The sequence below is a fragment of the Bacillus paramycoides genome (genome assembly GCF_001884235.1).
Taxonomy (GTDB): Bacteria; Bacillota; Bacilli; order Bacillales; family Bacillaceae_G; genus Bacillus_A; species Bacillus_A paramycoides.
Genome location: NZ_MAOI01000107.1, coordinates 89,336 through 111,792 on the forward strand (window position 1 = coordinate 89,336; position 22,457 = coordinate 111,792).

Here is a 22,457-nt window from a genome sequence, read left to right on the forward strand (position 1 = left end):
TTTCATTATAATGATAAAAAAAGTAGGGGGGTTCTTTCTATGGTTAATCATCTAAAGATTAGTCTGTTTTCTCATTCTTTTTTGTATGATTATCTAATAATAGAAGTGCAAAGTACAAAACGTTTAAATCTTTAAATTGTTTAGGGTCAAGTCCTGTATGTTCCTCGATTTTTTTTAATCTATAATGCAGCGTATTAATGTGTATATGTAATTTTTCTGCTGTTTGTTTATAAGATTGGTTGTAATCAATAAATAAGTGCAAAGTGTGCATAAGCTCATTAGATGATAATAAGTTTTCAATTGTACGCTGGAGAAATTCTTTCCGAGTTCCAGTAGAAATATCTTGTAAGCACATCTCTAAACGTAAATCTTCATTAAAATACAATTCCTTTTGTTTCAAGGGAAACAGAAAGAGCGCGTAATGCTTGTTCATATGATACATTCATATCGCTCGGGATAACTGTTTGTCCAATTCCGATATATAGCGTGATAGAAAATAAAGTTTCACAGTCTTGTTTTAACCGTTTTAAAAATTGAAAGGTTTGCTCTTTAGATTGCATTGTTGTAAATAAAATAAACCGATCATTTCCCCAGCGAACAAATAAATCTTCTTTTGCTAAAATGTTGCGCATGTGTTGCCAAATTTTACGCTGGAGCATCGTATTATCTCGGGCGATTGATAATAAAATAAGTTGTTTCTTTTTATATAAATCAATGCCAAGCGTTTTTGCACGATCAAGAAAACTTGGAGACCAGTCTGTGCTTTGAAGCCAATCAAAAACAAATGCTTCATAAGAACGTTGCTCAAGCTCTAGTTGTTCTAAAAAATAATTTTCGTGAATTAACAATTCGGTCATTTTGCGCAATATTTCTCCGTATTGGGAAATATCCCTAGGTTCCCCTGTAATTCCAATGACACCGATTACTTCGTCATGGAATAGTAACGGGAGATTCATCCCAGCCTTCACGCCTTGCAAACGTCGTTCATCATCTTTTGTAATAATGACAGTTTTCTTTTGTTTCGCACAGCGGAGCGCCCCTTCGTGAAATTGACCGATTCTTTCCGCATCTGTACTTGCGATAATAAATCCTTGTATATTAATGATAATAATATTTTCAGTAATTAGTCTGCGTACTTCACGTACAATTTTATTTGCTAAATCAGGAAAAAGCATAATTTGCACACCTCAAATTCTATTTGTTGTACATTATATATGTAAGTTTATTAATAATGGAAGATTTCACATTTTCCACACATTTATTTGTTATTTTACAATTATAACGAAATCATCCGAAGATGGAGGGAATCTTTTGAGAAAGTATCTTTTTCTTCTCTGTTTTTTATTTCTATTAGTAGGGTGCCAAGGAAGTTCGTATACACCAATTGCTAAAGATAAAAGTGTTATTATAACAACTAATATAAAAGAAGGTAGTATTAGTTTTATTAATAAAAAAACAAAGAAGCTAATAACAACATGGGAATTGAATGAACCGATTACGGGGGTTACACTACTTCGAGATGGTGAGGACATACTTGTTTATGGCAAGCAGTTAGAATATATGTATGTATACTCACTGGCAGAAGGAAGACAAGTAGACAAATACAAGACGGGAAAAGGAATTGCTAATGTTATCGCATCAGAAGATGGAAAACAATTATTTGCTGCCGATCAAAATGAACAAAAGGTAAGGTTCTTTACGGTAAAAGGGAAAGAGATGGGTAGTGTTTCAACAGGAAAAGGACCGTTAACGATGGTAGAGCATAATAAGCAGTTATCTGTATTGAACTTTTATGATACGAAACTAACGACAATTGATACGAAGAAAAAAGAAGTTATACAATCCTTTATGATTCCACCGGCATCAACAGGAGCAACGGTTAGTGCTAATGGGAAAGAAATATGGATTGGCGGACATGGTGATGGAAATCAAGTGAATGAGAAAGTATTAGTGTATTCTTTACAGAGTGGAGAGATGGTACGCTCTTTACACGCTCCGTTTATGCCTGTGAATATAACGAGGGATGATAAGTACGTATATGCATTAAGTCATGGTTCTAATACGCTTAGAAAGTTTGATGCAAGTACGTATCAAGAGGTAGGATCTACAGAAGTAGGATCTAATCCATTTGCATTTTTGAAAAGCGGTGCAGAAGGATATGTAGCTAGTTATGATAGCGATGAAGTATGCGTAATGGATATAAAGAATATGAAAATAAAACAAACAATTAAAGTCGGAAAAGGGCCGTTTCAGCTCATAGAGAGAGAAGGGAAAGGACAATGAGTAAATATAGAGTGCTAGTTGTAGATGACGAAAGTGATATGAGGCAACTTGTCGGTATGTACTTGGATAACTTCGGATACGAGTGGGGAGAAGCTGAAAATGGGAAAGAGGCTCTCCGAAATTTAGAGACGGATCATTATGATTTCGTTGTATTGGATATTATGATGCCAGAGATGGATGGGCTTTCAGTTTGTAAAGAGATTCGAAAAACGTCAGATGTACCTATTATATTTTTAACTGCAAAAGGTGAAGAGTGGAATAGGGTGAACGGCTTACGGATGGGGGCAGATGATTATATTGTAAAGCCATTTAGTCCCGGTGAACTAATTGCTCGTATGGAAGCTGTTTTAAGACGGTATACAAAGCAAGAGCAGCAAGAAGAGATTCAATTTGGACCGATTCTTATAAATGAAAAAAGTAGGAGAATCGAGACGAATGGAGAGTCGATTTCTCTTACGGTAAAAGAGTTTGATTTACTATATTTTCTTTGCCAACATAATGGACAAGTATTTAGTCGTGAGCAATTACTTGAAAAGGTGTGGGGATATGATTATGCAGGAAGTACAAGAACAGTAGATACGCATGTGAAAACGATGCGTTTGAAGCTCGGAGAAAGTGGAAACTACATTCAAACCGTTTGGGGTGTAGGTTATAAATTTGAGGTGTAACGTATGTTTACGATGGTACAAAAGCTTTGGCTTACAGTAGTATGTGCAGTATGTGTAACAGTCTCCTTTCTTTATTTTGTATCTTTATACTCGTATGAAAAGTTATACGTCGATAATTTAAAAGATTCATTAGTAATGGAAGGAAAGCGTCTCGCCACGCAATATGATAAACGGGAAGGAATATCCACTTTTGAAGAGAAAGTAAGGGCATATGATCAAATATCTAGTTCAGACGTCCTTTTTGTGTATAATCCACGTGATTTAAGCGCTTGTTTGCCTTTTGATGTGCACCATCATTCTCTTATAAGTGAAGGAGATAGACAAGCACTATTAGATGGGAAAACTGTGACAAAGATAGGATATGAAGAGCATTTTGATCGTAATATTATGGGTGTTGTCATCCCTGTTTTAGATAATAAAAAATTAGTTGGAATTGTATACTCTTATATTCCTTTAAAAAGTATAAAAGACTTGATATTTGATATGGGTCTTATTTTAGCGCCGTTAGCAATTGCAATGATTTTAATTACGATATGGGTTGGTAGAAAAATTATTATTGCGATTACGAAGCCACTCTCACAAATGGAACGGGTCGCGAATCATCTTGCTACCGGAGATTTCTCAGAACGGATTACGATTTCTTCAGAAGATGAGATTGGACGATTGGGAAAAGCATTTAATAAAATGGCAAATTCTTTAGAGGCAGAAGACGTAAAGCGTAAGGAGTTTTTAGCTAATGTTTCGCATGAACTTAGAACACCACTTAGTTATATTAAAGGATATAGTGAAGCCATTTTAGACGGTGTAGCAAAAGGGCCGCAGCAGGAAAAAGTAACGCAGCTCATCCATAAAGAAGCAGATCGCATGCAGCGACTCGTTCATGATTTATTAGATTTAGCACAATTAGAAGGTGAACATTTTCCTCTAAAGAAGCAACCTATCGTTTTTTCACAGCTTATTGAAGATGTACTAGATACTTATGAGTTACAATTTATAGAAAAAAAGCTTCGTATTTCAACGGATTTAAATCCTGAAATTATCGTAATGATTGATGAGGATCGTATGCAACAAGTACTTCACAACGTGTTAGACAATGCGATACGGTACACAAATCAAAACGGGGATATCATAATAAGCTTAGATAAGAAAGATGATTATTGTGAGCTGAAAATAAAAGATACGGGAATAGGTATTGATATAGAGCATTTAGAAAATCTTGGTGAGCGTTTTTACCGAGTAGATAAAGCTAGAAGTCGTCAGCATGGTGGAACAGGTTTAGGCCTTGCTATTGTAAGGCAAATTGTTCATATACATGATGGACAGTGGAGAATAGAAAGTGAAAAAGGTAAGGGCACGACAGTTATTATTACACTAAAAGTACAAGATGAGGAGAGCATGTTCTAACTTTGGGGACATGCTCTCTATATTGAGAGTTAATAATTGCACGGAAAGATATTGATTAATATCCAATAAATATTAAGAATTTGACTATTTTATGAACAAAACATTTGTACTTCTTACTAATTCGTTCTAAAATAGTTATGGATGCTAAATTCTTATAAATCGTTTCAATTGTTGTTTGGAAGATACTGAGGTGATTTAACTGGAGTACAAATCTATTAAACCGAAAAAAATTTACGAAGAAGTATCTGAAGCTATTTTAACAATGATTAAAAATGGCACACTAAAACCTGGTGACAAACTACTTCCTGTTCATCAATTAGCCGAGCAGTTTCAAGTTGGTAGATCTGCTGTTCGTGAAGCGCTAAGTGCGCTAAGGGCAATGGGCTTAATTGAAATGAAGCAAGGAGAAGGTACATATGTGAAGAATTTCGATTCTTCTTCATTAACGAAATCATTAAATAATAGGTTGTTAATGAAGAAAGAGGATATTTTGAACTTATTAGAAGTACGAAAGGTGCTTGAAGTGGGGGCAGTTCGAGCAGCTGCGGCAAAACGTACGGAAGATAATTTACAAAATATGAAGCATTGGTTAGATGAAATGGCAAAGAGCGTTGGAGATGAGAAAGCTGGTGAAAAAGCAGACTTTCAGTTCCACATGGGAATTGCACAATCTTCACATAATAACATCCTACTTGAACTTATGAATCATGTTTCAGAAATGATTGCTGAAACGATTGGTGAATCAAGACGCATTATTTTATATGGTGAACAAACAACAGCAGAACGACTTTTAGAAGAGCATCAAGTTATATATGATGCGGTGTTAAAGCAAGATGTGGAATTAGCACAGCAAGCAATGCTAGATCATTTAACAAATGTAGAACATATTGTCATAGGTAAAAGCGATATAAATTCGTAATTTAATCTTTTAAAATTCCATTTTTCTGATAAAATAGAGAAAGATTGAGTAAGCGTTTTCTTTAGAAGAGGGAGAGTTAGGCTATGGTTGAGCCTATTTCTTCTTTGCAAGTCATCTGATGACCATATGATTGTTGGCGAAGTTGTAATGAGGGGGAATAATAATTATGAAAGTTACTTTATTTGTTACTTGTCTAGTCGATATGTTTGAAACAAATGTCGGTAAGGCAACAGTAGAAGTATTGGAGCGTTTAGGTTGTGAAATTGAATTTCCAGAAGCACAAGTTTGTTGTGGTCAGCCTGCTTATAATAGCGGCCATGTAGAAGCAGCAAAAGAAGCGATGAAACATATGATTGAAACTTTCGAAGATGCAGAATATATCGTTACGCCATCCGGTTCTTGTGCGACAATGTTTCACGAGTATCCACATGTTTTTAAAGATGATCCGAAATGGGCAAAACGTGCACAAAAGATAGCTGATAAAACATATGAATTTACACAATTTATTGTAGATGTTTTAAAAGTTACAGATGTTGGCGCAAGTTTACCTGGGATAGCAACTGTTCATAAATCTTGCCATATGACACGTCTGCTTGGAGTAAAAGAGGCTCCAGGAATTTTATTATCAAATGTAAAAGGATTAACTGTAAGAGAACTACCAAACGTACAAAATTGTTGTGGTTTTGGGGGAACGTTTTCAGTTAAGATGACACCTATTTCTGAGCAAATGGTAGATGAGAAAGTTGATAGTGTTATGGAAACAGGTGCTGATTATTTAATCGGTGCAGATTGTGGGTGTTTGTTAAACATTGGCGGACGTATTGAGCGTTTAGGTAAAGAAGTAAAAGTAATGCATATTGCTGAGGTATTGAATAGCCGCTCATGAAGGGGGAACATAAGCTATGTCTATGAAAATCAGTGAGAAAAAATTTAATGATCGCGTAGGCGATGGAATTCAAGATTCGTTTATGCGCGGGGCTGTATCATCTGCACAAACTCGTTTATATACAAATCGATTAAAAGCAGCGGAAGAATTAGGAAACTGGGAAGAGTGGCGTGAACTTGGTGAACAAATTCGCCAGCATACGCTAGAAAATCTTGATTATTACTTAATGCAGTTAAGTGAAAATGTTTCGAAAAGAGGCGGTCATGTTTACTTTGCGAAAACGAAAGAGGAAGCAGCAAAGTATATTCAAGACGTTGCGAAAAAGAAACAAGCGAAGAAAGTTGTAAAATCAAAATCAATGGTAACTGAAGAAATTAGTATGAATCATGCGCTTGAAGAAATCGGTTGTGAAGTGTTAGAGAGTGACTTAGGAGAGTATATCTTGCAAGTAGATAACGATCCGCCTTCACATATTATTGCGCCTGCACTTCATAAAAACAGAACGCAAATTCGTGATGTGTTTAAAGAAAAACTTGGATATGAAAATTCTGATGATCCATACGAAATGACAAAGTTTGTTCGTAAACAACTTCGTGAGAAATTTATGGATGCAGAAATTGGAGTGACAGGTTGTAACTTCGCTGTTGCAAATACTGGCTCTCTTTGTTTAGTAACAAATGAAGGTAATGCCGATCTTGTTATGTCGATTCCGAAAACACAAATTGCAGTAATGGGTATGGAACGTATGGTTCCGACAATGGAAGAATTAGATGTTTTAGTTGGTTTACTATGTCGTAGTGCAGTAGGTCAAAAGTTAACAAGTTATGTAACGGTAGCAGGACCAATTCAAGAGGAAGAGGTAGATGGGCCAGAAGAGTTTCATTTAGTCGTTGTTGATAATGGCCGATCTCAAATTCTTGGATCTGAATTCCGTCAAGTGCTGCAATGTATTCGTTGTGCTGCTTGTGTTAATGTATGTCCTGTATATCGTCACGTTGGTGGACATTCATACGGATCTATTTATTCAGGACCAATTGGTGCAGTATTAACACCACTTCTAGGTGGATATGATGATTACAAAGAACTTCCATATGCATCTAGTTTATGCGGAGCATGTACAGAAGCTTGTCCAGTAAAAATTCCATTGCATGATTTATTGTTAAAACATCGTCAAGTTATCGTTGAACAAGAAGGCCGTGCCCCACTTGCAGAAAAATTAGCAATGAAAATGTTTAGCATGGGTGCTTCTTCAGCAGCTTTATATAAAATGGGATCGAAAATGGCACCGGCAGCAATGAGTCCATTTACATCTGGTAACCGCGTATCAAAAGGTGTTGGACCACTTAAAAACTGGACAGATATTCGTGAATTCCCGGCGCCAAGTAAAGAACGATTCCGTGATTGGTATAAAGATCATAAGAAAGGCGGGGATAAATAATGACAGGATTAATTCAAAACCGTGAGTCCTTTCTAGATAATATCGCAAAAGAACTCGGACGTGGGCGGAAGACAGAAGGTGTAGAACGTCCAGTATGGAAAAATAATGTGAATGAAGAAACGTTAAAAGATTATTCACAAGAAGAATTGTTAGAAGTATTTAAAAATCAATGTACAAACATTCATACAACTGTTGTGGAAACGACAAACGACCGTTTACGTGAAGATATTCAAAAAGTAATCGTTGAAAACGGCGGGGGACCTATTATATTATCAGCAGACGAACGTTTTGATTCATATGGATTGACTTCTTTATTTAAAGAAGAGCTTCCGAAACAAAATGTTGAAGTAAATGTATGGGATCCTGAGAAAAAAGAAGAGAATATGCGTTTAGCGGAAAAAGCGAATATCGGTATCGCATTTAGTGATTATACTTTAGCTGAATCTGGTACGATTGTTGTACAAAGTCATAAAGGACAAGGGCGTTCTTTGCATTTTTTACCAACTGTATACTTTGCTATTATTCCACGTGAAACACTTGTACCTCGTATTACGCAAGCAGTTCAACATATGAACTCTCGTGTGGAAAAAGGCGAAGCAGTGGCATCTTGTATCAACTTTATAACAGGACCAAGTAACTCCGCAGATATTGAAATGAATCTTGTTGTCGGGGTACACGGACCATTAAAAGCAGTATATTTCATCGTATAAAATAGGGGAAAGCAGGCCGGAAAACGGCCTGCTTTTTTAATAGAATAAAGATAATATGAAGTAGAAGTTCTCTCCTTTTTTTGCTATGTTCTTTTGGAAAGGAGAGGAAGGGATGTTCACTTATTTATATGCATTGTTAGCAGGGATGGTGTTTGGTTCTTTCTTTATGGTGATTGCGATGAGAGTTCCAGTGGGTGAATCTATTATTACACCACGTTCATATTGTCATTACTGCAAATATACGTTAAAGCCAAAAGAACTTATTCCAATCATTTCATTTTGTATGCAGAAAGGGCGTTGTACGAATTGTAAAAGAAAAATCCCAAGTTTGTACATAACATTTGAATTTGTTACAGGGAGTTTATTTTTTCTTACTGTATATGTAATTGGAATTGAACGAGAGCTCATCATCATTTTATCGCTTCTTTCTTTACTACTTATTATTTCAGTTACAGATTTTGTGTATATGTTAATACCTAATCGTATTTTAATTTGGTTTGCACTTTTGCTTATTTTAGAATGTATTTTTGTACCGTTAGTTACTTGGATAGATAGTATAGCTGGTAGTGGAACTATATTCATTTTGTTATATTGCATGCAAAGGATTTATCCAGATGGTCTTGGTGGAGGTGATGTGAAATTACTTTCGTTGCTCGGATTTATAATAGGAGTGAAAGGTATTTTTATGACTTTATTTTTAGCATCTTTCTTTAGTCTTTGTATTTTTGGAATTGGTATAGCATTAAAGCGCATAAAAGTAAGAACCCCAATTCCATTTGGCCCTTTTATTAGCCTTGGAGCAATATGCTATGTGTTAGTTGTATATGCAAAATAGAAAGGAGCTAGAAAATGAATGTATATATGGATGATCAAAGAAGTTGTCCGTTCGGATATGCTTTGGCAACTACAGTAGAATCTGCGTTACAATTTGTTCGGAGTAATAAGGTAAACATCCTTTCTCTTGACTTTAACATGGGATGGAGGCAAAAGAGCGGGTTAGATTTTGTAGAAGCCTTTTGTACGGAAGGTTTATATGTTAATGAGATTCACCTTCATACAAATGATGTCATCGGTATGCACCAGATGAAGCAGAGAATTGAGAAAGCGAAAGAAAAAGGGGAAATTCATCCTCATATTGTCGTTAAATATGTAGGGAGTTAAAAACTCCAAAGTAAGACTTTGGAGTTTTTAATGTTTCACATGAGCTTGTAAAGGAATGATTTCCTCTGTTTGAGCGGCTACTAATTCAGTTTCTTCTTGCTTAACATCAGGTGCTTTCTTTGTTAAGTAATGATATACCATACCGACAAATACCGATCCGCCAATAATGTTACCAAGTGTAACTGGAATTAAGTTATGAATAGCACCCGCAAAAGAAATTGTATCAGGATGTGGTGATACTAAAGATAAAGCAAACAGTGATAAGTTTGCAATGCTATGCTCGTAACCAGATAAGAAGAATGTGAAAACAAGTAGCATCATCATCATTATTTTTGCTGTATCACCTTTTACTTGAGAAGGTAAGAAGCAAGCAAGACATACGAGCCAGTTACATAAAATCGCTTTAAAGAATAATTGCATTGTAGGTGTATTCATCTTTCCTTCAACTACTTTATTCATTAAGTGACCATGATCAATTGCTTGGAAAATTCCAGTTGCGTAAAATAGTAAGGCAAAGAATAAAGCGCCAGCTAAGTTACCTGCATAACAAGCAACCCAGTTACGAAGTGTATCAGAAATAGTTGTTTCTTTTCTTAAAGTTGCCACTGTAAAGTACATTGTATTGCCAGTAAATAACTCAGCACCGCCATATATAATAAGTACGAGAGCAATTCCGAAAAACATGGATTCAGCTAAATAAGTTGCTGGTGAATCTGCAATGTGAAAAAAGTTACCTAATTTAAAACATAGTACAATAATAAAACCGATATAAATGCCAGCAAGTGCAGCGCGAATGAAATATTGCATTGAATTTGTATCTAGCATTTGCTTTTTGCTCTTAGCCAGTTTTACAACGTAGTCTAATCCTTGTTCTAGCATGAGTAATACGCTCCTTTAATACATCGTCTATAAATACTCTTTATATGAATAAAGTACATGGATTTGTTCTCAGTTTCAATAAGTTTGTTCAATGTTTCACAAAAAGGACATACATCTATGAAGGAAGCGTTTACAAAAGGCGGTATAATGGAATTTTTTCTAAAAATAGTGAGGAGGTTGAAACGAGAGAAAAAGAAAAAGCGCTATAATTACAGCGCTTTTTCGTCTAAATTCTTTTCGACTTTTACTTCTACCTCTTTCGAGAAGAACCAACCACAAACTGCGATTCCGATTAATACGCTCCAGAATGTAAGTTTCCACGGAGTAGATTCTGGGAATGAGTGCGGAAGGACACCTAAAGCAGGGTGTGCTAGCGTATAAACTGCTAATTTTACACCAACCCAGCCTACAATTAAGAATGCTGCCGTTTCAAGTCCTGGTTTACGTTTTAATATTTGTACGAAAGCAGATGCTGCAAATCGCATAATGATTAATCCGATAAGTCCACCTACAAAGATAACGACGAATTGCCCAGTATCAAGACTACCAATCGTACCTAATCCTGTTTTCGGTAATGTCATTGCTAATGCAACAGCCGCTAAAATTGAATCGACTGCGAAGGCAATATCAGCAACTTCGACTTTAAATACAGTCCACCAAAAGTTCTCTTGTTTTTTCTCTGTTTCTTTTTCTTCTGTTTCTTCATGTGTATTCTTTTTAACGTACGTTTTAAATAAGTGATTACCAGCGATAAACATAAGGTAAATTGCACCAATCGCTTGCACTTGCCATACATCGACTAAGAATGAAATCATAAATAGCGATCCGAAGCGGAAAACAAACGCTCCTGCCAATCCGTAAAATAGTGCTTTCTTTCGTTTGTCTTCTGGTAAATGTTTTACCATAATTGCAAGAACGAGGGCGTTATCAGCTGCTAAAATCCCCTCTAGTGCAATTAGGATGAGTAATACCCAACCATACTCCAATAATAATGATACATCCATGTACATTCTCCTCTCATTTCTCTAAATTCTAAACAAGTGAAGAATTTCCCCACTGTTTAGATTCCCCATACTCCCGCGCATCAACGGTGGAAGGAATTGGTAAAAACAAAAAAGACCTCTGCCGTTGATAGGCAAAGGTCTTGCTAGACATATGTAATGAAAATGTCAACAAAGCCGGAAGAACTATGTTCTACGTAATGACGACTTTGTTTCCAAGAAATATTCTTGGACGCTACTCCCCTTTGGAGATATGTTATTGTATTTTCATTATATGGATAATTTATACGGTTGTCAACCTGTTAAAATATCTTCGTTTGGATATTTTATTTTTCTTTGCTTTTTACGTGCAAATGAAAAAGCTAATGTTAAAGGCCCCATTTTTCCAAAAAACATCATAAAGATAATAATTACTTTACCGATAATTGTTAAGTGTGGCGTCAAATTCATGCTAAGACCGACAGTTCCAAATGCTGAAAATACTTCAAAAGCACTCATTAGTAGAGGAACTCGCTCAGTAATACTTAGAATTAAAATAGAAAGGAAAATAAACGAAATTGAAATAATGGTAATGGTTAATGATTTGACAATGAGCGTATCTTTAATGGATTTTTTAAACACGACAATATCATCTTGTTCTTGCAAAAATTTAAATACGCCTAAAAACATAATTAAAAAAGTCGTTAACTTAATTCCGCCACCAGTTGAAGCACTGCCAGCGCCAATAAACATAAGAAGCATCATTAATAAAAGAGAAGGCTTTGATAATGCAGAGATATCCACAGTATTAAATCCGGCAGTGCGCGTCGAAATCGCTTGAAAATAAGCAGCCATACCTTCTTCAAATGGGGTAAAACCTTTCATGGAAAGTGAATTATGGAACTCGAATATAAAAATAAAAGCTGTAGCAATAATATTTACGATAAGAGTAGAAGTAAGCATAAGTTTTGAATGTAAAGTAAGGTTTTTAAAGTTTTTCTTTCTTTTTATATCTACGATAACTGTAAAACCGATCCCTCCTAAAATAATGAGTGAAGAAATAACGAGATTGACGAGAATGCTATGGGAGTGGGACGTTAAATTGTCACTCCACACGGAAAAACCAGCATTGTTAAAGGCTGAGATAGAATGAAAAAAGCTGTAATATATTCCTTTGGCAATCCCGTACTTTGGTACCCATTCAAAGGAGAGAAGTAAAGTGGCAATACATTCTACAGTAAAAGAAAATATAAATAATGCTTTTGCAAGGCGAATGATTCCGCCGACATTTGTTTGGTTTAATGCTTGTTGTAATAAAATCCGATTTTGAAGACCGATTTTTCTACCGAGCATAATTGCGATTAAAACGGCGAAGCTCATAATACCAAGTCCGCCAACTTGTATAAGTGTTAAAATGACGCATTGTCCAAACAAGGTAAATATTTTTCCCGTGTCCACAACACCAAGTCCTGTAACAGTACAAGCAGAAACTGTTGTAAATAAGGCATCGAGCCATGAAATAGACGTTGTTGTAGCAATTGGTAATTTTAATAGGCATGTACCGATAATTGATAACATAATAAAAGATAGAGTAAGAACACGGGGAGGACTCATGCTAATGTTAATCCGTTTCATGTTACATATCGTTCCTTTCAATTTGTTCTTACTAGTATGTGAAAAAGCATTATTATGTATGTTAAAAAAGAAAGAGGCAGAGAATATCTGCCTCTAAGCCATATGTTATATGATCATCCACGTAATTGTTGCTGAGCTAAAGCAACAAGACGTTTCGTTACTTCACCGCCAACAGAGCCGTTAGAACGAGATGCTGTATTTGATCCTAAGCTTACACCGAATTCTTGAGCGATTTCATATTTAAATTGTTCAAGCGCTTGTTCTGCACCTGGAACTAGTAATTTGTTTGTTTTTACCATGTTGAGACACATCCTTCTTAGTAGTCCAGTTTATCCCACTATTGGCGAGCTGCCTATAAAAGCTCGATTGGCGAAGGCTAATAATCAGTGGTGATAAACAAATTACACGGATTAAAGCTTCACTTTATTTAAGTGCTATATAAACTGGTACCGTTATTTTATGTGGAAACGACGTACTCATACACGGAAGTAATCGGTGTGATTAGAAGTTCTTGGATAGAAAAAAGAGTAGCAAATTTGCTACTCTTTTTTCAGTATTGTCGCTGTACCTTCCACGACAATATCATCGGATTGATTATATATGTTTGTTTGCAATGTAATGATTTTTTTATCATCACGTTTTTTAATAACTTCTGCCACAACGCGAAGTGTATCTCCGATTTTGACAGGAGCACGGAATGAAACGTTTTGTGATAAATAAATCGTATTTTTGCCAGGGAGTTTCGTGCCAAGAATGGTAGAAATAAAACTTGAAACGAGCATGCCATGGGCAATACGTTCTTTGAACATTGTCGTTTTTGCAAAAGAATCTAAAATATGAATAGGATTTACATCTCCAGTCAATTTTGCAAAATTGATAACATCCTCATCCGTAATTTTTTTTGTTAGTGATGCTTGATCACCGACTTGAATCTCATCGTAACGAAGCTCCGGAACAGTTTGTGCTTCTTGAAATGGATTCATTTTGTCCTCCTTCTTTTCCATATCGAAAAATGTAAGCCATCTTGATGTAGTAGGAGGAAGAAAGAGTTTTGTTTGTGCTGCAGTTAGTTGCCACATTTTTCTTACTTGATGGAAGTAAATAGATTTTTTGAGTTTTCCTCGAACTGCTTTGCGAGTTCGAGTTGTTTGGACTTGAACTCTCCCAAAAAAACTTCTAACTGTTTTTGAACCTCTTCACGTTGCGACTGTTGTTGCTCGATAAAGTGCTTTGTTGTTTCTTCAAATTGACCGCTAGTTTGAGTAAGAATAGACAAAGATGTTTTCGTAGGAGAAACAGTAAGTTGGTGCATTTGAGTAGAAAGTTCATTCCATTTTTCTTGCCACTCGTTAATTTGATCATTTAAGGAGTTTCCAGTTAATTGCTTCACGTAATCTGTATATTGGTTATTGAACTGAGCTGTGAATTGTTGTAATTCTTTTTCTAGTTCATTTACTCCTGATGTTAATTTATGCAAAGCGTCTTGTTGTTGTTTTAACGTTTCTAAAGTAAGTTGCTCTAATTGTTTCCCAGCTGAAGAGAAGAGGGAAAGAGATTGAGACCAGTTTTTCCAAAATGCATCGACCAATTCGTATGGTTTAGTTTCCATTGTTTGACCTCCAAATGTTTTTTTGCATATTGTGAACGCAGATTACTCTGCTGTACCACCAGGTGAAGATGAAGAATCCTTTTCATCCTTTTCTGGAGAAGTAGTGGCAAATGGAAAGAAAGCGTTCGTATATAACGTGAAAAACGTCCGCAGCATATTTTGGTAATGCTCAAAAGAAGTTGCACATGTTGCTAAATATTTCTCTCCATATTCAGTTAAAGAATAAATTCTTTTTGCTGGCCCTCCTTCGCTTGTATCCCAAGTAGAAGAAATAAGGTTTTCTTTTTCTAATTTGCGTAGTGTCCTATATACATTACCTTGGTCCACAGAAGAAAAGCCGATATCCATTAGCATTTGAATAAGTTTGTAACCATGAAGACTCCAGTCTTTTAGACAGAGAAGTAAGAAGGGAACTAAGAAGTTTTTTGGCATGGAGTTTGGTTGTTTCGTTTGGTTGTTTTCCAAACTTTCGCGTTGTTCTGGTTCATTATGTAGCATGATTGTGCATCACCTCATGAATCAGTTAGATGGAATTTTTTGCTTATAAGTGCAATTTACACCTATCTGTTTTTAATGTCAATACATTTGTTGGAAAATAAAGAAAAATAAAATATAGACTTGAAGTTTTTTTCAGAATATTAGAAAATAGTGAATAGGTTGAATTGTTTCAAAAACGAAAAAGGGAGTGTAGGCGAAGTGATTGATCAAAAATTCGATCCATTGCAAGCATGGAAAAATGCTTATGAACAAACCGAAACATTTTGGGGAAAAGCGCTCAATGAAACAATTAAAACAGAAGAATATTCTGCTTGGATGGGCAGCGTTCTAGACTTGAATTTGTTTTATCAAAAAGCATTAAATGATACAACAAAAAGTTATTTAGAACAAGTGAACGTGCCAACGAAAGAGGATATCGCTAGAGTAGCTACGCTTGTTATTAACTTAGAAAATAAAGTTGATAACATCGAGGAAGTTCTAGAAGAGAAAGTGGATTCATTAGGACAAGCTCCTACATTAAAGCGTGATGTTACGAAAGTGAAACAAGATATTCGCACGTTAGAAACGAAAGTTGATCAAATTTTAGAATTGCTAGAAAAGCAAAATGCAGTACTAGCTAAACTACAAGTACCTGTAAAAGAAGAGGTAAAACCTGCGAATAAGCCAGAAAATAAAAAATGATAATAGCGTTTGTTTATAACGTGTAAAAGAGAGAGGGAGAATCTCTTTTTCATGTATAAACAACGAAACATAATTAATATATGGACTCTATTAGTATGAGTACCAAAATGATTTATAATAATCGCTCACAAATTCATTTAAGGGGGAAAAGAAATGGTTCAATTAAATGGCAAAGTAGCAATCGTAACAGGTGGGGCAAAAGGAATTGGAAAAGCAATTACAGTAGCATTAGCACAAGAGGGAGCAAAAGTTGTTATTAACTATAACAGCAGTAAAGAAGCAGCTGAAAACTTAGTAAATGAACTAGGAAAAGAAGGGCATGACGTTTATGCAGTTCAAGCGGATGTTTCTAAAGTAGAAGACGCAAACCGACTTGTAGAAGAAGCTGTGAATCATTTTGGTAAAGTTGATATTCTTGTTAATAATGCTGGTATTACAAGAGATCGTACATTCAAAAAGTTAAATCGTGAAGACTGGGAGCGCGTAATTGACGTGAACTTAAGCAGCGTATTTAATACGACAAGTGCTGTACTTCCATACATAACGGAAGCAGAAGAAGGAAGAATCATTAGTATTTCTTCTATTATTGGTCAAGCTGGTGGATTTGGACAAACAAACTACTCAGCAGCAAAAGCAGGTATGTTAGGATTTACAAAATCATTAGCGTTAGAACTTGCAAAAACAAATGTAACTGTAAACGCAATTTGCCCAGGGTTTATTGATACTGAAATGGTAGCAGAGGTACCAGAAGAAGTACGTCAAAAAATCGTTGCGAAAATCCCGAAAAAACGCTTTGGCCAAGCTGATGAAATTGCAAAAGGTGTAGTATATCTATGCCGTGACGGTGCGTATATCACTGGTCAGCAATTAAACATTAACGGTGGATTATACATGTAATAAGGTAAGAAAAAAGTGCATATCCATAGCAGGAATGCACTTCTTTTTTTAGAAAGAAATCGACCGAAAAGGAGATAAAAAAATGACTACATTCGTAACAGAATGGGAAAAGCAATTGGAGTTGTACCCAGAAGAATATCGCAAAGCATATCGCCGTGTGAAAAGAGCGAGCGAAATTTTATTACGCGAACCAGAACCACAAGTTGGTTTAACACCGAAAGAGGTTATTTGGACGAAGAATAAAACGAAGCTTTATCGTTACATTCCAAAACAAGAAAAAACACAGGGAGTTCCAATCTTATTAATATATGCTCTTATTAATAAACCGTATATTATGGATTTAACTCCAGGAAATAGTTTAGTGGAATATTTAGTAGATCGTGGTTTTGATGTGTATATGCTTGATTGGGGCACATTTGGTTTAGAAGATAGTCATTTGAAATTTGATGATTTCGTGTTTGATTATATTGCAAAAGCAGTGAAAAAAGTAATGAGAACTGCAAAATCGGACGAGATTTCTTTACTTGGTTATTGTATGGGTGGAACGTTAACATCTATTTATGCAGCGCTTCATCCGGACATGCCAATTCGTAACTTGATTTTTATGACAAGTCCTTTTGATTTCTCTGAAACAGGATTATACGGTCCTTTATTAGATGAGAAGTATTTCAATTTAGATAAAGCGGTTGATACATTCGGAAATATTCCACCTGAAATGATTGATTTCGGAAATAAGATGTTAAAACCAATTACAAACTTTGTTGGTCCATATGTTGCTTTAGTCGATCGTTCAGAAAATGAGCGCTTCGTCGAAAGCTGGAAGTTAGTTCAAAAGTGGGTTGGTGACGGCATTCCATTCCCAGGTGAATCATATAGACAATGGATTCGTGATTTTTATCAAAATAATAAATTAGTGAAGGGTGAACTCGTTATTCGCGGACAAAAGGTAGACCTTGCAAATATTAAGGCGAATGTCTTAAATATTTCAGCGAAACGTGATCATATTGCTCTGCCATGTCAAGTAGAGGCTTTACTTGATCATATTTCTAGCACAGATAAACAGTATGTATGTTTACCGACAGGACATATGTCTATTGTGTATGGTGGAACGGCTGTAAAGCAAACATATCCGACGGTTGGAAATTGGCTTGAAGAGCGTTCTAATTAAAGAAAAGAAATCCAACTAGCGTATGTTAGTTGGATTTTTTTATGAAAAATGACGAAACATAGGAAGGTGAAAATTACATTGTAGGAGTATAATTATGAAGCTTATGACTGGTAAGTTGTTTTGGAGTGATGGAGTTTCTGTACCTTGTTATCCAACGTTAGAAAATGATATGATATGTGATGTGCTTGTAATTGGAAGTGGAGAAGCAGGTGCTCAAATAGCGTATTCGTTAGCGAAAATTGGAATGCGTGTTATGCTCATTGAAAAAAGAGCAATTGCATGTGGAAGCACAGCTGCAAATACAGGATTATTACAATTTGTTCATGATAAATCGTTGACCTCTTTTATTCATACATTTGGTGAAGAGAAAGGGGTACGAGCATATAGAATTTGTTATGAAGCGCTGCAAACAATGGAGAAGGTTGTGCCAACTCTCGATATTGATCCCCATTTTATTCCGCGAAAGAGTCTGTATTATGCTAGTAGAGATGAGGATGTTTCATTTTTACAAGAAGAATATAATACGTTACGCCATTATGGATTTCCGGTTGAATATTTTACAGAGTCTGATATTAAAAAACGCTATTCATTTGCAAAACAAGCAGCGTTATATACAAGCGGTGATGCAGAAGTGAATCCATATTTATTAGCGCATAGTCTTTTGCATAAAGCGAAACAAATGGGCGCTACTATATATGAACATGCAGAGGCATTACATATTAAACAAATCCAAAATGATTTAATTTGTTACACGAAAACAGGAAATAAAATCGTAGCAAAGAATATTATTATGGCAACAGGTTATGAACCGCTTTTTGGCAAGAAAGAAAAAAACACAACAGTAGAAACATCTTATGCAGTTGTGACAAATACGATAGATCAATTTGAAGGTTGGCATGAGCAATCATTAATTTGGGAAACTGCACGTCCATACTTGTATTTTCGAACGTATCAAAATCGCATTATTGTAGGCGGATTAGATGAGGCACTGAAAATTCAAAATATCGGTGATACGAAATTATTGCATAAGCGTGATATCCTTATTAACATTGTAAAAGAAATGTTCCCACAGTTTAATAATATACAGGCAGAATACTATTGGGCAGCGGCATTTGGTGGTAGTCATGACGGTCTTCCTATTTTAAAAGAAGATAAAAAGATACATAATTTATATTACGCACTGCCGTATGGGGGAAATGGAACTGTATACGGAATGGTATTTGCGAAACTATTTCAGCAGTTATTTACAAATAAAGAAAGTGATGATTTTTCTTTATTTAATCGATAGAAAAAAAGGTAGCGAAGTGATGGAATGAGAAAGATAAAAAAGTTTTTACAAAAATTACGTCCCGTGCAGCTTATCGTTTTATTTTATTTACTAGCGGTAGTTGTATCGGTAATTTTGCTTAGTTTACCATTTGTTACGAAGCCTGGTGTGAAATGGACATTTATAGATGCGCTGTTTACATCTGTTAGTGCTGTAAGTGTGACGGGGCTTTCTGTTGTTACTATTCCAGATACGTTTACAACGGCAGGAATTATTGTTTTAGCCCTTATTTTACAATTAGGCGGACTAGGAATTATGGCACTTGGTACATTCGTTTGGATTATAACGGGTAAAAAGATTGGTTTGCAAAGAAGAAGATTAATTATGGCAGACCATAACCAAGGAAATTTGGCAGGTCTTGTGGAATTGATGCGTTCCATTTTAATTGTAATTATTTCAATAGAACTTATTGGAGCGTTACTGTTAGGTACAAGATTTCTAATGTATTTTCCGACTTGGCAAGAAGCGTATTTTCACGGTTTTTTTGCCGCTGTTAGTGCAACAACGAACGGAGGATTTGATTTAACTGGACAATCACTGATTCCATACAAAAAAGATTATATTGTTCAGATGATTCATATGTTGCTTATTATTCTAGGAGCTATTGGTTTCCCAGTGTTAATGGAAGTAAAGCAATTCCTGAGTAAGAGGAGACAGCAACTCTTTCGCTTTTCGTTATTTACAAAATTGACGACAACAACATTTTTTGCACTTGTTATTGTTGGAACAATTATGATTTTTCTATTAGAACGAAATCATTTCTTAGTAGGGAAGTCATGGCATGAAACTGTATTTTATACATTATTCCAATCTGTGACGACGCGAAGTGGTGGGCTTGCTACAATGGATATACGTGAATTGTCACAACCAACGCTTTTATTTATGAGTATATTAATGTTCATAGGAGCATCTCCAAGTTCAGTTGGGGGCGGGATACGTACAACGACATTTGCTGTTAGTATATTATCGTTATATACATTTGCAAGGGGCGGGAGAACAGTCCGAGTTTTCAAACGTCAGCTACATGAAGAAGATGTATTGAAAGCATCAGTTGTTATGACGATGGGGATTTTATTATGTGCTTCAGCGCTATTTATTTTATCCATTACGGAAAATGTACCACTTATGAGCTTAATAGTTGAAGTTTGTTCTGCTTTCGGGACGACTGGATTATCAACAGGTATTACTCCAGATTTAACAACTGCTGGTAAACTTGTATTAATCGTACTTATGTTTATCGGACGCGTTGGTATTTTGACATTTATTTTAGCTAGTGGTGGAAGAGAGCAACCACCTCGCTATAAGTATCCGAAAGAGCGAATTATTATTGGATAGTATGAAACCATTCTACCTAGTTAGGTAGAATGGTTTTTTAGTCGTTAATTCCAAATTGAGGATGCATAAAAGCATCATTTTTGTTATCAACCTCGTTTTTTAGTAGTTCTTGATTTTCTTCTGAAATCCACCCAATATCATTTGTAGGGTGTATCCATTCTTCCCCAGCCATAATGGCAGGATCTACCTCATCACTCCAATTAGTAAGAGGGCTGTTTTCAGAATTATATTTACTATCACCAATAACAACGTCGTATTGATTTACAAAAGGTTGTTGCATTTGTTTTCCCGTTCCTTTAAATGATGGGAAATTCATTTGATGCGGGAGCGTTTCGTCTAAAATTGGCGATTGGATCGTTTCTTTCTCCTTCAAAGTAATCGCTCCTTTTTGTAATGATTTGTTCGTATGTAGTATTTCCATCTATAAGCTCTTATGTACTTGTTAACACTTCCCAGTAATAATTATTTTAAGTTGTATCAAACTAGAATAGAAAGTTATTTAGTGAGAGCAGGTGAGTACGTTGGTAAAAAGAAAAGTAAAACAAAATGCAGCAATTAATAATAATAAAACTCCGAAAGAAAGCTTACCAGATGCAGAATTTGCATTAGAGTATGAAGGAGAAAATAGTGCAAAGTATGCTAATCGTAATTCAAAAAAAGGTAAACAAAAATGAGGCGTTTTTTACAAACGCCTCATTTTTTTGTGGGATTATAAAGGTTTTTTTAATTATTTGTAAATTTCGCATTTATTAATGGCAGAAAAATGCGAAAAAACATAGAAGTAGCAACGTATTACACAAAAACAAACAACAAACAAAAGATTAATGTTGGTTTAATACTGCTTTTACACTAGTTGTATATATTTGAGTTGTACATAAGATTTGTAAAAGGAGAGAGAAACAGTGAAAAAAACAATCTTTAAAGCTGTAGCAACTGGAATGGTATTTTCGTTACTAATGGGGTGTGGTGCAAAGAAAGAAGAAAGTGCTGGAGCAAAAGTGAAAGATGATAAATTATCTGGATCATTAACTGTTTACACAGCGATTGAAGAAGAGCTTGTACCAATTTATCTTGATTCCTTCAAAAAGAAATACCCAGATGTGAAGTTGAACATTGTTCGTGATTCAACAGGAGTTATTACAGCGAAATTGCTAGCTGAAGGAAAAAATACACAAGCAGATGTTGTATGGGGAACTGCGGCGTCTAGTCTATTAGCTTTAGAGAAAAAAGATATGTTAAAAGAGTACTCTCCTAAAGGAGCGGATCGTGTTCTTCCGCAATTTAAAGATGATAAGAAACCAGAAAAATGGGTAGGTAATACTGCATTTATGACGGGAATTGCAGTGAATAAAGAAGAGTTAAAGAAGAAAAATTTACCGATGCCAGAATCATATGAAGATTTAACGAAACCAGAATATAAAGGAACGCTTGTTATGCCACATCCAGCTTCTTCTGGAACAGGATTTTTGACGGTTTCTGCATGGCTACAAATTATGGGAGAAGATAAGGGCTGGGATTACATGAAGAAACTTCATGATAATATGGCAACTTATACTCATTCAGGTTCAAAACCAGCGAAATTAGCAGGTGCAGGTGAATATCCAGTTGGCGTATCGATGGTTTATAGTGCTTTGAAAGAGAAACAAAAAGGTGCACCTGTTGAAGTTGTTTTACCGAAAGAAGGATTAGGCTGGGAAGTAGAAGCGAACGCACTTATTAAGAAAGATAATGCAAAAAATGATAAATTAGCTCAAGCATTTTTAGACTGGGCAATTACAGATGATGTAATGAAGTTATACTTCGAGAAAAACGGATTTGCGACAATTAAAAATGATTATAAACTTCCAGATGGATTCCCTAAAGATGTAACAGAAAAGTTATACAAAAAGAATGACTTCAAATGGGCAGCAGAAAATCGTGACAAAATTTTAGAACGTTGGGAAAAAGAGTTTGGCCAAAAAGCAGAACCTAAAAAGTAA

At 35.5% G+C, this 22,457-nt stretch carries 24 protein-coding genes, 1 pseudogene and 1 riboswitch; of the genes and pseudogenes, 16 read left to right on the plus strand and 9 right to left on the minus strand.

Annotated features, from left to right (window positions below; all coding sequences use genetic code 11):
- Window positions 1-58: 58 nt before the first annotated feature.
- A pseudogene (locus BAU28_RS23205) lies at window positions 59-1,175 on the minus strand (CdaR family transcriptional regulator).
- A gap of 136 nt (window positions 1,176-1,311) precedes the next feature.
- Between BAU28_RS23205 and BAU28_RS23210 the strand changes: the two are divergent.
- From BAU28_RS23210 to BAU28_RS23250, 9 genes are all read left to right on the plus strand, one after another.
- Window positions 1,312-2,283 carry a YncE family protein gene (locus tag BAU28_RS23210; protein ID WP_071720144.1) on the plus strand — a complete coding sequence of 324 codons (972 nt, stop codon included), beginning with the start codon at window positions 1,312-1,314 and terminating at the stop codon, window positions 2,281-2,283.
- The gene (locus tag BAU28_RS23215) at window positions 2,280-2,951 is read left to right on the plus strand and encodes a response regulator transcription factor (protein ID WP_048369519.1); all 672 of its coding nucleotides are present in this window, start codon (window positions 2,280-2,282) and stop codon (window positions 2,949-2,951) included. The genes BAU28_RS23210 and BAU28_RS23215 overlap by 4 nt, the downstream gene beginning before the upstream one ends.
- A gap of 3 nt (window positions 2,952-2,954) precedes the next feature.
- Window positions 2,955-4,355: a sensor histidine kinase gene (locus tag BAU28_RS23220; protein WP_071720146.1), complete on the plus strand. Its 1,401-nt coding sequence runs from the start codon at window positions 2,955-2,957 to the stop codon at window positions 4,353-4,355.
- 229 nt (window positions 4,356-4,584) lie between these two features.
- Window positions 4,585-5,274: a FadR/GntR family transcriptional regulator gene (locus BAU28_RS23225; RefSeq protein WP_255300125.1), complete on the plus strand. Its 690-nt coding sequence runs from the start codon at window positions 4,585-4,587 to the stop codon at window positions 5,272-5,274.
- 166 nt (window positions 5,275-5,440) lie between these two features.
- Window positions 5,441-6,160 (plus strand): (Fe-S)-binding protein, encoded by a 720-nt coding sequence (locus BAU28_RS23230; protein ID WP_002170952.1) that lies wholly within the window; start codon window positions 5,441-5,443, stop codon window positions 6,158-6,160.
- Window positions 6,161-6,176: 16 nt separating this feature from the next.
- The gene (locus tag BAU28_RS23235) at window positions 6,177-7,598 is read left to right on the plus strand and encodes a LutB/LldF family L-lactate oxidation iron-sulfur protein (RefSeq protein WP_002170953.1); all 1,422 of its coding nucleotides are present in this window, start codon (window positions 6,177-6,179) and stop codon (window positions 7,596-7,598) included.
- Window positions 7,598-8,308: a LutC/YkgG family protein gene (locus tag BAU28_RS23240; protein ID WP_025150999.1), complete on the plus strand. Its 711-nt coding sequence runs from the start codon at window positions 7,598-7,600 to the stop codon at window positions 8,306-8,308. The genes BAU28_RS23235 and BAU28_RS23240 overlap by 1 nt, the downstream gene beginning before the upstream one ends.
- Before the next feature lie 112 nt (window positions 8,309-8,420).
- On the plus strand, window positions 8,421-9,143 hold the full coding sequence (locus BAU28_RS23245) for a prepilin peptidase (protein ID WP_002170955.1): 723 nt from the start codon (window positions 8,421-8,423) through the stop codon (window positions 9,141-9,143).
- Between the two features lie 14 nt (window positions 9,144-9,157).
- Entirely contained in the window at window positions 9,158-9,469 is a 312-nt protein-coding gene (locus tag BAU28_RS23250; protein ID WP_048369512.1) for a cyclic-phosphate processing receiver domain-containing protein, read from the plus strand.
- Window positions 9,470-9,496: 27 nt separating this feature from the next.
- Here BAU28_RS23250 and BAU28_RS23255 read toward each other — a convergent pair whose 3' ends face one another.
- The 7 genes from BAU28_RS23255 to phaQ form a co-directional block, all read right to left on the minus strand.
- Window positions 9,497-10,348, minus strand: a complete 852-nt coding sequence (locus BAU28_RS23255) for a formate/nitrite transporter family protein (RefSeq protein WP_048369510.1) — start codon at window positions 10,346-10,348, stop codon at window positions 9,497-9,499.
- 209 nt (window positions 10,349-10,557) lie between these two features.
- Window positions 10,558-11,352, minus strand: coding sequence for a TerC family protein (locus BAU28_RS23260; protein WP_071720150.1), 795 nt, complete (start codon window positions 11,350-11,352; stop codon window positions 10,558-10,560).
- 79 nt (window positions 11,353-11,431) lie between these two features.
- Window positions 11,432-11,605: riboswitch (yybP-ykoY riboswitch) on the minus strand.
- A gap of 38 nt (window positions 11,606-11,643) precedes the next feature.
- Window positions 11,644-12,963, minus strand: a complete 1,320-nt coding sequence (locus BAU28_RS23265; protein ID WP_071720151.1) for a TrkH family potassium uptake protein — start codon at window positions 12,961-12,963, stop codon at window positions 11,644-11,646.
- 113 nt (window positions 12,964-13,076) lie between these two features.
- Entirely contained in the window at window positions 13,077-13,262 is a 186-nt protein-coding gene (locus tag BAU28_RS23270) for an alpha/beta-type small acid-soluble spore protein (RefSeq protein ID WP_000241212.1), read from the minus strand.
- Window positions 13,263-13,502: 240 nt separating this feature from the next.
- A complete protein-coding gene (locus BAU28_RS23275; protein WP_001067911.1) occupies window positions 13,503-13,946 on the minus strand; it encodes a MaoC family dehydratase in 444 nt (147 codons plus the stop codon).
- Between the two features lie 101 nt (window positions 13,947-14,047).
- Entirely contained in the window at window positions 14,048-14,572 is a 525-nt protein-coding gene (gene phaP / locus BAU28_RS23280; RefSeq protein ID WP_025150993.1) for a polyhydroxyalkanoic acid inclusion protein PhaP, read from the minus strand.
- Between the two features lie 42 nt (window positions 14,573-14,614).
- The gene (gene phaQ, locus BAU28_RS23285) at window positions 14,615-15,070 is read right to left on the minus strand and encodes a poly-beta-hydroxybutyrate-responsive repressor (RefSeq protein WP_025150992.1); all 456 of its coding nucleotides are present in this window, start codon (window positions 15,068-15,070) and stop codon (window positions 14,615-14,617) included.
- A 198-nt stretch (window positions 15,071-15,268) separates the two neighbouring features.
- On the opposite strand from phaQ, the gene phaR reads away from it, so the two are divergent.
- The 5 genes from phaR to BAU28_RS23310 all read left to right on the plus strand — a co-directional run bounded on the left by phaR (window position 15,269) and on the right by BAU28_RS23310 (window position 20,478).
- Window positions 15,269-15,751, plus strand: a complete 483-nt coding sequence (gene phaR, locus BAU28_RS23290; protein WP_000566960.1) for a polyhydroxyalkanoic acid synthase subunit PhaR — start codon at window positions 15,269-15,271, stop codon at window positions 15,749-15,751.
- Window positions 15,752-15,904: 153 nt separating this feature from the next.
- Window positions 15,905-16,648, plus strand: coding sequence for an acetoacetyl-CoA reductase (locus tag BAU28_RS23295; RefSeq protein ID WP_000250412.1), 744 nt, complete (start codon window positions 15,905-15,907; stop codon window positions 16,646-16,648).
- Between the two features lie 82 nt (window positions 16,649-16,730).
- Window positions 16,731-17,816 carry a class III poly(R)-hydroxyalkanoic acid synthase subunit PhaC gene (gene phaC / locus BAU28_RS23300; RefSeq protein WP_071720153.1) on the plus strand — a complete coding sequence of 362 codons (1,086 nt, stop codon included), beginning with the start codon at window positions 16,731-16,733 and terminating at the stop codon, window positions 17,814-17,816.
- A gap of 94 nt (window positions 17,817-17,910) precedes the next feature.
- Window positions 17,911-19,104 carry an NAD(P)/FAD-dependent oxidoreductase gene (locus tag BAU28_RS23305; RefSeq protein WP_071720155.1) on the plus strand — a complete coding sequence of 398 codons (1,194 nt, stop codon included), beginning with the start codon at window positions 17,911-17,913 and terminating at the stop codon, window positions 19,102-19,104.
- Window positions 19,105-19,128: 24 nt separating this feature from the next.
- Window positions 19,129-20,478: a TrkH family potassium uptake protein gene (locus tag BAU28_RS23310; protein WP_002170964.1), complete on the plus strand. Its 1,350-nt coding sequence runs from the start codon at window positions 19,129-19,131 to the stop codon at window positions 20,476-20,478.
- A 37-nt stretch (window positions 20,479-20,515) separates the two neighbouring features.
- On the opposite strand, the gene BAU28_RS23315 is transcribed toward BAU28_RS23310, so the two are convergent.
- Window positions 20,516-20,899 carry a DUF3905 domain-containing protein gene (locus BAU28_RS23315; protein WP_002170965.1) on the minus strand — a complete coding sequence of 128 codons (384 nt, stop codon included), beginning with the start codon at window positions 20,897-20,899 and terminating at the stop codon, window positions 20,516-20,518.
- A gap of 100 nt (window positions 20,900-20,999) precedes the next feature.
- Between BAU28_RS23315 and BAU28_RS30555 the strand changes: the two genes are divergently transcribed.
- Window positions 21,000-21,152 (plus strand): hypothetical protein, encoded by a 153-nt coding sequence (locus tag BAU28_RS30555; RefSeq protein ID WP_000240799.1) that lies wholly within the window; start codon window positions 21,000-21,002, stop codon window positions 21,150-21,152.
- A gap of 228 nt (window positions 21,153-21,380) precedes the next feature.
- Entirely contained in the window at window positions 21,381-22,457 is a 1,077-nt protein-coding gene (locus BAU28_RS23330) for a putative 2-aminoethylphosphonate ABC transporter substrate-binding protein (RefSeq protein ID WP_025150987.1), read from the plus strand.

Bases quoted from the DNA above. Each gene is read 5' to 3' on its own strand.
- BAU28_RS23230 (WP_002170952.1), top strand. From the start codon at position 5,441: ATGAAAGTTACTTTATTTGTTACTTGTCTAGTCGATATGTTTGAAACA.
- BAU28_RS23275 (WP_001067911.1), bottom strand. From the start codon at position 13,946: ATGAATCCATTTCAAGAAGCACAAACTGTTCCGGAGCTTCGTTACGAT.
- BAU28_RS23250 (WP_048369512.1), top strand. From the start codon at position 9,158: ATGAATGTATATATGGATGATCAAAGAAGTTGTCCGTTCGGATATGCT.
- BAU28_RS23315 (WP_002170965.1), bottom strand. From the start codon at position 20,899: ATGGAAATACTACATACGAACAAATCATTACAAAAAGGAGCGATTACT.
- BAU28_RS23270 (WP_000241212.1), bottom strand. From the start codon at position 13,262: ATGGTAAAAACAAACAAATTACTAGTTCCAGGTGCAGAACAAGCGCTT.
- BAU28_RS23215 (WP_048369519.1), top strand. From the start codon at position 2,280: ATGAGTAAATATAGAGTGCTAGTTGTAGATGACGAAAGTGATATGAGG.
- phaP (WP_025150993.1), bottom strand. From the start codon at position 14,572: ATGGAAACTAAACCATACGAATTGGTCGATGCATTTTGGAAAAACTGG.
- BAU28_RS23295 (WP_000250412.1), top strand. From the start codon at position 15,905: ATGGTTCAATTAAATGGCAAAGTAGCAATCGTAACAGGTGGGGCAAAA.
- BAU28_RS23305 (WP_071720155.1), top strand. From the start codon at position 17,911: ATGAAGCTTATGACTGGTAAGTTGTTTTGGAGTGATGGAGTTTCTGTA.
- BAU28_RS23310 (WP_002170964.1), top strand. From the start codon at position 19,129: ATGAGAAAGATAAAAAAGTTTTTACAAAAATTACGTCCCGTGCAGCTT.
- BAU28_RS23255 (WP_048369510.1), bottom strand. From the start codon at position 10,348: ATGCTAGAACAAGGATTAGACTACGTTGTAAAACTGGCTAAGAGCAAA.
- BAU28_RS23240 (WP_025150999.1), top strand. From the start codon at position 7,598: ATGACAGGATTAATTCAAAACCGTGAGTCCTTTCTAGATAATATCGCA.
- phaC (WP_071720153.1), top strand. From the start codon at position 16,731: ATGACTACATTCGTAACAGAATGGGAAAAGCAATTGGAGTTGTACCCA.
- BAU28_RS23245 (WP_002170955.1), top strand. From the start codon at position 8,421: ATGTTCACTTATTTATATGCATTGTTAGCAGGGATGGTGTTTGGTTCT.
- BAU28_RS23235 (WP_002170953.1), top strand. From the start codon at position 6,177: ATGTCTATGAAAATCAGTGAGAAAAAATTTAATGATCGCGTAGGCGAT.
- phaQ (WP_025150992.1), bottom strand. From the start codon at position 15,070: ATGCTACATAATGAACCAGAACAACGCGAAAGTTTGGAAAACAACCAA.
- BAU28_RS23260 (WP_071720150.1), bottom strand. From the start codon at position 11,352: ATGGATGTATCATTATTATTGGAGTATGGTTGGGTATTACTCATCCTA.
- BAU28_RS23265 (WP_071720151.1), bottom strand. From the start codon at position 12,963: ATGAAACGGATTAACATTAGCATGAGTCCTCCCCGTGTTCTTACTCTA.
- BAU28_RS23220 (WP_071720146.1), top strand. From the start codon at position 2,955: ATGTTTACGATGGTACAAAAGCTTTGGCTTACAGTAGTATGTGCAGTA.